Here is a 10,882-nt window from a genome sequence, read left to right as displayed (position 1 = left end):
ACCGACGGGGGTCCGTACCCGCTGGCACAGTTCGCTAACACAGCTGTCAAGGGTGCAATGGCGCCCACGATCCTACGGTCCAGTGCAGGACAGACGGAAAGAGGGCAGCGCAAAGTAGCAGTCTAGCCGGAACTACGCCAGCTGTCGAGGGGGCCCACCGATGGCGGCCCAGCCCCGCGTTGAGCACCAGAGTGAACCCGCGCGAGCCCGCAGTCAAGAGATCACGCTTCGATCACCCTCGTGGCGCAAAACACGATCACCGCTCGTGACCGTCCGAGGCGTCGTCTTGCCTGGTCAGAGCGCTACCTACAGGCAACCGCAGGGGCCCCCTGGCGACACTCCCGACACCCCTCCGAACGGCCCTTGACAGTCCGTCCGGCGATCGCCCCACGAGTGACGAGCACCTCAACATCCGGGATCGCGTTCCCTATTCCTGGGACCACTCGGCCGAACGGAGCCATTCCCGCGAACCCGCCCCGCCACATTCACCCCGCGTGCTCACATCGACACCTGCAGTCATTTCCATTCCCATAGGAATTCGATCTTCGAATTCCCGATCCCACCCCGAGGAGGCGCGGAGTGGCACCGAGCACGCAACGTCGCGATGCGCGCACGGCGCGGGATCGGGCGATCAACCGAATTCGTCCTGTGTGGACGAAAATGGGGCGAGCACGGACCGCGCACGGCCCGGCACGGCGGGAAAGATCCGGCCGACGCGATCACCCGGACCCGACGACCGCCGCCGCCCGATCTCGGAGTCGCCGCCGCCGGCGCGTGCCGACGGTGAGTAGCAATGGTCGCAGTAATGACATTTCCCGCTCGCGAACCGGTACTTTCGATCACGAGCGCTTAACGAATGGCGCCTTCGGGCACAACTGCCCGACAGCACGATCTCAGGTGATGCACGCGGGCTATTCGACGCTGGCGTCCGCCGGTAGCGTGATACGCCCCACCTGTTCCAGGTGCCCCGGGTGAGCAGGCCACAGGAGAACCGACCGATGACAGACGATGCAAGCCGCGCGAGCGAACGGTTCAGCGGGCTGCAGCGTTGGACAGGGGGTCCGGACCGCGGCGGTTCCAGCTCGTCGAGCTGGTTCGCCGCCGAGCCGGAGGACGCCACGCCCCCACCCCGGCAGGCCCCGCAACCTCCCGAGGCGACGGCCCCCGAACCCCGGCGCAGTGCCGAGCAGCGCTACGCCGACGCCATCGCGGCGATGAACAAGATCGTCACCACCCTGGACTTCGAGCAGCTGCCCTGGGTGACCGAGGTGTTCCGGGCCACCGCCGGAGTGCTGCACGAGAACGACCCCGCGCGCGCGGGCGTGCTCAACAACCTGGGCAGCGCCGCGCAGCTGACGCACGTGCGCAGCGGCGCGCTGGCCGACCTGGAAGACGCGATCTCCTACTACCGGTCGGCGCGGGACTCGGCGCACAGCAGCGACCAGGACCGCGTCCTCTACCAGTGCAACCTCGCGCTGGCGCTCACCGATCTCGCGAGCAAGACCGACAGCGCCTCATCGGCGGCGGAGAGCGTGCAGGTCGCGCGGGAGACCGTCGAGCAGACGCCGCGCCGCGACCAGCGCCGCGCGATGGCGCTGATCCGGCTGGCCAACGCGTTGCGGCTGCACGCCCGGCTGGCCGACGCGCCGCAGTCCGACGACGAATCGATCGACGTGTTCCGGGAGGCCGCCCGGATCTCGCCGGCCAACGACCCGGCCACCTCCGAGCTGCTGATCAACCTCGGCGCGGCGCTGCTGCGCCGGTTCGAGCGCGGCGGCTCGCCCGAGGACCTCGACGAGGGCATCAAGCACCTCGGGTCCGGCGCCGGCGCCCTCGCCGACGGCGAACCGCGGCGGGCCGCGCTGTGCCACCTGGCCAAGGCGCTGCGGCTGCGGTTCCAGCGCAACGGCGATCTGACCGACCTGAACTCCGCGATCAGCGAGCTGATCGGCGTGCTCGGGATGCTGGAAAGCGGAAATCCCTTGCTGGGCACGGCGATCTGGCACCTCGCCGCGGCGACCGTCGAGCACGTCGACGCCACCGGCGAGGCGAGCCAGCTGCGCCGCGTGCTGCGACCGATCGCGCCCGCGGTGCGCTCGATGTCCGCCGACGACCAGAGCCGCTCCGTCGCCCTCACCGGTTACGCGACCTTGCTGCGCAGGCACTTCCTGCACGGCGGGGAGGCCAAGGTGCTGGACACCGCGGTCACCGCGGGCGAGGCCGCGGTGGAGGCGGCGAGCGCGGCGGACCGCGGCGCGATGCTGCACTCGCTGGTCACCACGTTGATCGGCCGCTTCGAGCACCACGGGGAGGCCACCGACCTGGACCGGGCGGCCGAGATCGCGCGCGAAGCCGCGAAGCTCGACGCCGCGTCGCAGCCCGCGGCGTGGGCGCAGCTCGGCATCGTCTCGGCGCACCGGTTCCGGTTGACCGCCAAGACGCGGGACATCGAGGCCGCCATCGAGCTGCTGGACCAGGCGCTCATCGCGATGCCGGCGACCGCGCCGAACCGCGCGGGCATCGCCGTCCACCTCGGTCGCGCCCTGCGCACGCTCTACCAGCGCAGCGGGCGGCGGCGGTACTACCGGTGGGCGCGCAAGGTGCTCATGGAGGCCGCCGAGCAGCCCAACGCCCCCGCCGACCAGCGGCTCCGGGCGGCGAGCCTGTCCGGTCAGATCTGCGCGCAGGCGCACCGGTGGACGGAGGCGCTGGAGTCGTACGAGGTCGCGGTCGACCTGCTGCCGCTGGTCACGCGGGGCAAGCGGGTCGTCGCGTCGCCTGCCGCGCAGCAGCGGTGGGCGTCGATCGCGGCCGATGCCGCGGCGTGCGCGTTGGAGAGCGGCGCGCCCGAGCGGGCCGTGGAGCTGCTGGAGCACGGGCAGAACGCAGTCCTGGCGGACTTCCTGCCGACCGGCGGAGAGCTCGGCGCGCTGCACCGCACCCACCCGGACCTCGCGGACGAGGCGGTCCGCGTGCGGCGGCTGCTGGACCGGCCGGTGGACGAGCCGGTGCTCATCGGGTCCGACGACCGGATGCGGCTGGCGCACACCTGGGACGAGCTGCTCGCGGAGATCCGCGAGGTGCAGCCGGGCCACCTGCTGCGCACGCCGATCGAGAAGCTGTCGGCCGCGGTGCCGGACGGCTGCGCGGCGCTGATCAACCTCAGCCGCTACCGGTCGGATGCGCTGGTGCTCATCGCCGGGCGAGTGCTGACCGTGCCGCTGCCGAACGCCGCGCCGGAGACCGCGGCCGACCGGGCGGGCGAGCTGCTGGCCGCCGCGCAGCAGGACGACCACGAGGCGCTGTCCGAGGCCCTCGACTGGACCTGGGACCGGATCGCGCGCCCGGTCATGGAGCGGATGGGCTACCTGCGCACGCCGGAGCCCGGCGCCCGGTGGCCGAGGATGTGGTGGAGCGCTCTCGGCGCGATGGCGTTCCTCCCGGTGCACGCGGCGACCTCGCGGACCGGTGAGTCCACATTGGACCGGGTGGTGTCGTCGTACACCCCGACGCTGGGCTGCCTGCTCCGGGCGACGCAGCGGCCGGTGCCGACGGGCGGCCGGGCCCTGGTGGCGGCCGGATCGGCCGAGCAGGTCGGGCGGGAACTCCCGCCGCAGAACCAGGTCCTGGCGCAGTACTGGCCGTCGGCGGAGATCGCGTCGGTGGAGAGCACCAGCGCGGCCGAGATGCTGCAGCTGCTGCCGGAACACCCGTGGTTGCACGTGTGCGAGCCGAGTTCGCAGTTCCCGGGGCAGCCGGCGGCGGCGCTGCTGCTGGACCGCGAATCGCCGCACCGGCCGCTGGGCGTGGTCGAACTGGGTCAGGCGCCGTTGGAGGAGGCGGAGTTCGGCTACCTCGGCCAGTGCGCGACGGCGGCGGATCCGCCGTGCGCAGCGGCGGTGTCCCTGCCCGGAGCACTGGGCTTCGCGGGGTTCACGCACGTCATCGGCACCCTGTGGGAGATCGACCCGGAGAGCGCGGTGCAGGTGCACGCCGACGTCTACGCCGCGGTGTTCGGCGGCGAGGAGTTCGACACGGACCGCTCGTCCTACGCGCTGCACAACGCGGCCCGCCAGCTCCGGGCCCGCTATCCCGAGGAGCACTGCATCTGGGCTGCGCACGTCCACATCGGACCGTGACGCCGTCCCGGGCGGAACCGGGGCGCTCCCGGGGAACGTCCCGGCTCGTTTCAGAATGGCGCCGCCCGGCTCGTCCCGAAGGCACCCGGTGCTCGGCATCTCTGGCGGCCCGCGACCCCAGACCGCCACGTCCCACGCAAGCCCGCGCACCGCTCTGATACGGCCCGTCGGGCAGCGCCTCACTGGTGGATTTCCCTTTCAGGGGCGGGGTCTCAGCCGTCGGAGGGTGTAGCCGTCGCCGGTCGGGTCCAGGGCCGCGGTGGCTCGCTTGAACAGGTACTCGGCTCGTTCGTAGGACAGGCGGCTGCGGCCCGTCTCCGGGCACAGGTCGCCGTCCCGGGGCGTCCGAGATGGCCCGGGCCTGCGATCGGTCCGGAACAGCGGGCCCCGGGTGCGGCCCGCCACCAGCTCGGGGAGCAGCGCGGCCGTGCCGGATCGCCAGCTCACCCAGGCGCCGGCCACCCGGGCGCGGCGGTCGTCCAGGTCCAGGTCCTCGACGTTCAGGGACAGGACCGCCGTCACCGCGGCCCCGGATTCGTGCAGCAGCCGCCACAAGGTGCGTTCCCGCAGCGGGATCCCGGGGCGGTTCCAGATCTCGTCGAGCTGCGCGGGATCGATCGGCAGCGCCGGGGACCGGGTTTCGGCGCGGCGGTCCAGGTCCGCCGCCAGATCGTCCAGGCCCGCCCAGGCGCCGAACGACCGGATCGCCGCGCGGTGCCGGTTCCAGGTCTTCGCCGCCGCCGAGCCCCATGCCGTCCCGAACACCCTCGCCACTTGCTCGGCGGTCAGGTCGGCCAGCGGTAACCGATCCCCCACGGCCAGGCGGAGCCGTCGCAGGGTCTGCCCGTAGGAGCGGATCGTCGCGGCGTTCAGCTCGTCGCGCGCCAGGAATTCCTCGACCGCCGTCCCGAGCGTCGTGCCGGCATCGCCGCTGCCGGCGAGCTCTTCCGCGCGGCGGAGCAGGAAAGCGCGTTCCGCGCTGTTCCGGGTGAGCGCCGCGGCCCGCTCGAACTCGAACTTCGCCTCTCCGCCGCGCCCGAGCCGCGCCAGGAGGTCGCCCCGGACGCTGGGCAGCAGGTGGTAGTTCTGCAGAGCCGGGTCGGCGCCCAACGAATCGACCAGCGCGAGCCCGGCCTCCGGCCCGCGCGCCATGCCGACCGCCACAGCCTTGTTGAGCTGCACGATCGGCGTCGGCAACAGCCGGGACAACGCTTCGTAGAGCGCCGCGATCTGCGCCCAGTCGGTGTCCTCGGCGGTCCGCGCCCGCGCGTGGCACACGGCGATCGCGGCCTGCAGCACGTACGGGCCGGGGGTGCCGCCGATCTCCCTCGCTCGCAGCAGCGCGGCGAAGCCTCGGCGGATGAGCAGCTGATCCCAGCGCCCCCGGTTCTGCTCGTGCAGCTGGACGGGCTCCCCCGACGGGCCGGTGCGCGCGGCCGATCGCGACTCCTGGATCTCCATCAGCGCGACCAGCCCGTGCACCTCGGCCTCGTGCGGCGCCAGCTCGGCGAGCAACCGCCCCAGCCGCAGGGCCTCCTGGCAGAGCCCGGGGCGCAGCAGGTCGTCGCCGGCGGTCGCCGAGTACCCCTCGTTGAAGATCAGGTAGACGACGCCGAGCACCGACGAGATGCGATCGGCCAGCTCCGGGCCGTCCGGGAGGTCGAACGGCACCTGCTCCTGGGCCAGGGTCCGCTTCGCCGCGGCGATCCGCCGGGCGATCTGCGGCTCGCTGACGAGGTACGCCCGGGCGATCTCCGCGGCCATCAGGCCACCGAGCAGCCGGAGCGTCAGCGCGACCCGCTCCCGCATCGGCAGCACCGGGTGGCAGGAGATGAACATCAGCCGCAGCACGTCGTCCTGTTCGAGGTCCTGCTGCTGTTCCCGCTCGTGCGCCAGTTGCTCGTGCTTCTCCTCCAGGCGGCGGGACCGCCGGATGTGGTCGATGGCGCGGCGCTTGGCGATCGCCATCAGCCAGGCGCCCGGGTTGTCCGGGATGCCCGCGGGCCATTGCTCCAGCGCGGCCACGAGCGCGTCCTGGGCCAGCTCCTCGGCCAGGCCGACGTCGTGCACCAGCCGCGTGAGCCCGGCGATGATCCGGGCCGATTCGAGCTTCCAGATCGCGTCGACGGTGCGCCGCACGGCGGGTGCGCCGCCCCGGTCGGGGCGGCGCGGGCCGGGCGTCACGGGCCGAAGACCTGCTGGACCACGCTCTCGCCGTCACCGACGATCTTGCGGAACCGGCGGGCCAGCTCGATCGCCTCCTCCTTGGACCGGACCTCGACCAGCGCGAAGCCCGCCACCGACTCCTTCGCCTCGGCGAACGGTCCGTCCGTCACGGTGATCTCGCCGTCCGCGGAGGTCACCCGGACGCCGCCGGGTTCGAGGCCGCCGGTGGCCAGCAGGATCCCGGCCGCGGTCAGCTCCTCGACGAACTTGCCCATCTCGGCGTACAGGCTCTCGTCGGGAACGGCATCGGAGTCGGAAGCCTTGGTCATCATCAGGTAGCGCACGGCGCGCCGGTCTGCTTCATCAAGGCCTACTCCGCCCACTTGTCCTTCGGCTTCTGGCGCGGCCAGGAGATCACCGACGCCTCCGGCCGCCTCGCGCCCGGCTCACGGGCGATGGCGAGCGTGAAGCTCCGCACCCCGGCCGACATCGACGCCGAGCTGTTCACCGGCTGGCTGCGCGCGACCCGCGACCTGGAAACCGCAGCCGACTGACCTGAACTACGAGGAGCGGCGCCGGGCGCCGCTCCTCGTGATCGTTCTGGTGTGCCGTGCGCCGTTTTCGCGCGAAAACGGCGTTCCCACGCCTGTGAGATGACGGTTTCGCGCGAAAACGGCGGCCCTGGGGGTTCGCGGCGCCGGTCAGCGCAGGGTGATCTGGGTGATCTTCCACTTCTCGCCCTGCTTCTCGGCGCTCACCGAGATCTGGGCCGGGCCGACGTTGCTCTCACCGGTGTTGGCGCGCATCGCGTGCTGGTCGACGAACAGCAGGAGCTCGGCGCGGTCGCCCTGCAGCCTCGTCACCGCGCTGTTCTTCACCGTCGTGGTGACGATCAGCTGCTGCTGCGGGGCCTGCTCCCGGACCACCTTGAAGAGGTCGTCGTACTTCTGCACCGCCGAGCCGACCAGCAGGTCCCGCGCGGCGGCCTCGGTCTTGCCCGTGTCGTTGAAGTCGTAGGAGAACACCTTCTCCACGGCATCGCTGATCTGGCCGTTGACCTCGCTGGTGGCCCCGGCCGAGACCAGCGCCTGGTTGGCCCCGGCCCCGGAATACCGCGCGTCGAACGCCTTGATGCCGAGGAACACCGCGACCCCGACGAACAGGACCGCGAGGATCCAGATCGTCCATACCAGGCCCGTCGACGACGTCTTGCCGGACGCTGCCGCGCCGGACGCGACGCCGGGCTGCGCCCCGCTCCACGCCTGCTGCGCGTCGTACGGGGCCGCGGCTACGCCGCTGGAACCCTCTGGCTCCGCACCAGCCGCTTCGCTGCCCTCCGCGACCGGCTTCGCCTCAACGGCTTCGCCGCGCTCCGCCGAGCCGCGCTCCTCGGAGCTGCGCTCCGCCGCATCGGCTTCGCCGACCTCGACGGTCGGCTGCACCGAACCGGCCGCCGGTGCGGCGTCGCTGCGCTCCGGCGCGGCTTCGGCGGACCCGCCGCGCGGGGTCTCGGCATCCGGCTCCCGCTTCGCGGTCCCGTTGGCAGCCTGCCGCTCCTCCACGGTGCGCCGGGCTTCCCGGGCCTCCTCCTGGAGGGCGTCGCCGAGCAGGGTTTCGCGGTTGCGCAGGCCCGCCACCTTGGGACGGCGGGTGGGGGTCTTGCGGCGGTTGCTTGGCACTGACTGCACTCCTCGAATTGCTTGCGAGTGTCGCCGTTCAGCCGACCGGCACGGTGCCGAGCCCGCTGAGCTTCCAGGTCTCGCCTTCGCGGGTGAGCTCGGCCTGGTAGCGGTCCTGCTTGTTGGTCGGCTGCTGGCCCTCGATGGTGACCGTCACCTGCACCACGGCGATCATCCGGGCCTTGCCCGCGTTCTCGTCGAGCTCGACGATCCCGGCGTCGAGCACCCGGGCCGTGGTGCTGCTCTTGGCCTGGGTGATCTGGGTCGCGTAGTTCTGCCGGCCCTGCCGGATCTCGTCTCGCAGCGGGCCGGTCGAGTTGTCCTCCCAGCGCTTCAGGCCGCCGTCCACATCCCGGTAGTCGAGGCTGTTGAAGCTGATGATCGCGCTCGTCCCGTCGTGCAGCGCCGCGTCCCGCACCTCCGCGCGGGCGGCCGAGTCGCTGTTGCCGGCCAGCGCCCAGGCGACGCCGAAGAACAAGCTGGCCACCACGCCGATCGCAAGCAGCGTCAGGCCCGTGATCAGGGCCAGGACCGGGCGCTTCCGCTCAGCGGTTCCGGTGGTCATGTCCGCCTCCTCCCTACTGTCCCGGTGCATTCTGCGCGCCGCGGACCGACGTGTCACTGCCCCGGGGCTCCGCGCAGTGCGCGTTGGGGTTCAGCGGCACCTCGCGGAAGTCGTCGCCGGCGCGGCGCTCGGTCGCCTCGTAGCCCTTGGTGCAGGGCAGCGGGTCGAACACGTTGAGCACCAGGCCGAAGTGCGCGGTGCCGTCGCCGGGCACCACCGTGTTGCTGGCGGTGACGATCGCCGGGTACAGCGTCATGATCTGCTCGATGCCGTCGACGCGTTCGGCCATGACCCGCGAGGTGGTCGTCAGGTTCGCCAGCAGCGGTCCGAGCTGCTGGTTCTCCTGCAGGAGCGCGCTGACCTGGCGGGCCGCCGGCGGGGCGCGCTCGATCACCGCGCGCAGGTCGCCGTCGGAGTTCTTCACCGACTCCGAAAGCAGCCGCAGGTCTTCGCCGAACGACCTGATCGCCGAGCCCTGCTCGTTCTGGGTGGCCAGGACCGTCTTGCCGTCCTGGAGCAGCTGCACCGTCTGCGGCAGGTGCTCCTGCGCGGCGGCGGTGAACTCGCGACTGGTGTCCAGGATGGTCTGCAGGTTGCCGCCGTTGTCGCGGAACGCCGTGCCGAGCTCGCTGACCACGGTGCGCAGCGACTCCTCCGGCACCGAGTTCGCGAACGCGTCCAGGTTCGTCATCAGGCTTTCCACCGGCAGCGGCGTGGTCGCGGATTCCTGCGCGATCACCGAACCGTCCGCCAGGAACGGACCGTCGTCGCTCTTGGGCCGCAGGTCGACGTACTGCTCGCCGACCGCGGACCGGTTGGTCACCACCGCCTGCACGTCGCGCGGGATCCGCGGCGCGCTGGACTCGATGTCCAGCGGCACCTCCACGCCGGTGCCGGTCAGCTTCAGGTCGCCGACCCGGCCGACCGGCACCCCGCGGTAGGTGACCTCGGCGTTGTTGAAGACGCCGCCGGTGTCGGCGAGTTGCAGCGTCACCACGTAGCCGCGCGGGCCGAACAGCCGGTCCAGGCCCGCGTAGCGGGCTCCGGCGTAGCTGACGCCGACCAGGGCGATCGCGACGAACGCGATGATCTGCAGGCGCACTCGACGGGTGAGCATCAGCGGCCACCTCCCAACAACGAGCCCAGCAGGCCACCGGACTCCCGCTCCGGCTCGGCCGGCGGTTGCGCGGTCTGCTCCGGCGGCGCCTGCGGCGTCAGCGGTAGCGGGATGGACTTCAGGGCGTCCGGCAGCGGGATCAGCGGCTGCCGGCTGCGACCGAGGTTCTCCAGCACGTGGGTGAGATTCAGGTCCACGTTGGCGTAGAGGTTGGTGAAGTCGCTGTTGCCGATGCCGTCGACCGCGTTGTCCGGGAAGGGGAACGAGACGAGCACCTCCAGCGACTTCGGCAGGCTGTCACCCGCCGCGGCCAGCTGGTTCAGGGCCGGCGCGAGCTGGTTGAGGTTGTGCACCAGGTCGTCGCGGGACTTGTTGACCACGTCCGTGCCGACGCCGGAGAGCTCGTCGAGCGACTGCAGCATGGTGACCAGCTGGGCGCGCTGCTCGTTGAGCACCCGCAGCCCCGGTTCCAGGTCGCGCAGCGCGGTGTCGATGCTCCCGCGCTGCTCGTTGAGCCGGGCGCTGAGCCGGTTGATGCTGTCCAGCGCCCGCGTGATGTCGTCGCGCTGCGCATCCAGCCCGGCGACCAGTTCGTCCAAATTGGACAGCAGGCTGCGGACGTCGGACTCGCGGCCCTCCAGCGCGGCGTTGAGCTCCTTGGTGATGTTCTGCAGCTGCGCCACGCCACCGCCGTTGAGCAGCATGGACAGCGCGCCGAGCACCTCTTCGACCTCGGGGTTGCGGCCGGTGCGGTCGAGGCCGATCAGGGCGCCGTCGGCGAGGCGGCCGACGGCGGACTGCCCCTGCGGCGGGCCGGCGAGCTCGACGTACTTCTCGCCGAGCAGGCTGGACTGCCGCAGCCGGGCGGTCGCGTTGGCCGGCAGCTTGACGTCGCCGTTGACCTGCACGATCACCTCGGCCTGCCAGGAGTCGGGGGCGAGGCCGATGGTCGACACCCGGCCGACCGCCACGTCGTTGACCCGCACCCCGGCGTTGGGCACCAGGTCCAGCACGTCGGCGAAGCGCACCTTGACCTCGTAGGGGTCGCTGCCGAGGTCGGCGCCGCCGGGCAGCGGCATGTCGTAGACGCCCTGCGAACCGCACCCGCCGAGCACGACGAGAGCCAGCACGGCGGCCCCGACCTTCGGACCACGCCGCAACGCCGACCGCGCCCGCCCCGAGCGGGTCCGCAATTTCCATTGAAATCGAAGGTTCG

The 10,882-nt window shown here is 72.0% G+C and carries 8 protein-coding genes; 2 read left to right on the top strand and 6 right to left on the bottom strand.

Annotated features, from left to right (window positions below; genetic code table 11):
- Positions 1 to 998 precede the first annotated feature (998 nt).
- Complete coding sequence (locus ACWEV3_RS25475; RefSeq protein WP_452616327.1) at positions 999 to 4,139, top strand: CHAT domain-containing protein; 3,141 nt, start codon at positions 999 to 1,001, stop codon at positions 4,137 to 4,139.
- A 198-nt stretch (positions 4,140 to 4,337) separates the two neighbouring features.
- On the opposite strand, the gene ACWEV3_RS25470 is transcribed toward ACWEV3_RS25475, so the two are convergent.
- A complete protein-coding gene (locus tag ACWEV3_RS25470) occupies positions 4,338 to 6,323 on the bottom strand; it encodes a sigma-70 family RNA polymerase sigma factor (protein ID WP_452616326.1) in 1,986 nt (661 codons plus the stop codon).
- Positions 6,320 to 6,634: a YciI family protein gene (locus tag ACWEV3_RS25465; protein ID WP_452616325.1), complete on the bottom strand. Its 315-nt coding sequence runs from the start codon at positions 6,632 to 6,634 to the stop codon at positions 6,320 to 6,322. The genes ACWEV3_RS25470 and ACWEV3_RS25465 overlap by 4 nt, the downstream gene beginning before the upstream one ends.
- 54 nt (positions 6,635 to 6,688) lie before the next feature.
- On the opposite strand from ACWEV3_RS25465, the gene ACWEV3_RS25460 reads away from it, so the two are divergent.
- Positions 6,689 to 6,859 (top strand): hypothetical protein, encoded by a 171-nt coding sequence (locus ACWEV3_RS25460; protein WP_452616324.1) that lies wholly within the window; start codon positions 6,689 to 6,691, stop codon positions 6,857 to 6,859.
- Between the two features lie 147 nt (positions 6,860 to 7,006).
- On the opposite strand, the gene ACWEV3_RS25455 is transcribed toward ACWEV3_RS25460, so the two are convergent.
- Genes ACWEV3_RS25455 through ACWEV3_RS25440 form a run of 4 tightly spaced genes read right to left on the bottom strand, consistent with a single transcriptional unit; the run spans position 7,007 to position 10,796 of the window.
- Positions 7,007 to 7,984 carry a hypothetical protein gene (locus ACWEV3_RS25455; protein WP_452616323.1) on the bottom strand — a complete coding sequence of 326 codons (978 nt, stop codon included), beginning with the start codon at positions 7,982 to 7,984 and terminating at the stop codon, positions 7,007 to 7,009.
- A gap of 37 nt (positions 7,985 to 8,021) precedes the next feature.
- On the bottom strand, positions 8,022 to 8,549 hold the full coding sequence (locus tag ACWEV3_RS25450; RefSeq protein WP_452616322.1) for a hypothetical protein: 528 nt from the start codon (positions 8,547 to 8,549) through the stop codon (positions 8,022 to 8,024).
- 13 nt (positions 8,550 to 8,562) lie between these two features.
- Complete coding sequence (locus tag ACWEV3_RS25445; protein WP_452616321.1) at positions 8,563 to 9,666, bottom strand: MlaD family protein; 1,104 nt, start codon at positions 9,664 to 9,666, stop codon at positions 8,563 to 8,565.
- Positions 9,666 to 10,796 carry an MCE family protein gene (locus ACWEV3_RS25440; protein WP_452616320.1) on the bottom strand — a complete coding sequence of 377 codons (1,131 nt, stop codon included), beginning with the start codon at positions 10,794 to 10,796 and terminating at the stop codon, positions 9,666 to 9,668. The genes ACWEV3_RS25445 and ACWEV3_RS25440 overlap by 1 nt, the downstream gene beginning before the upstream one ends.
- Positions 10,797 to 10,882 lie beyond the last annotated feature (86 nt).

It is taken from the genome of Saccharopolyspora sp. NPDC003752 (genome assembly GCF_053605825.1).
The sequence above is the reverse complement of the archived record's forward strand: the minus strand, read 5'-3'. Positions and strand labels throughout refer to the sequence as shown.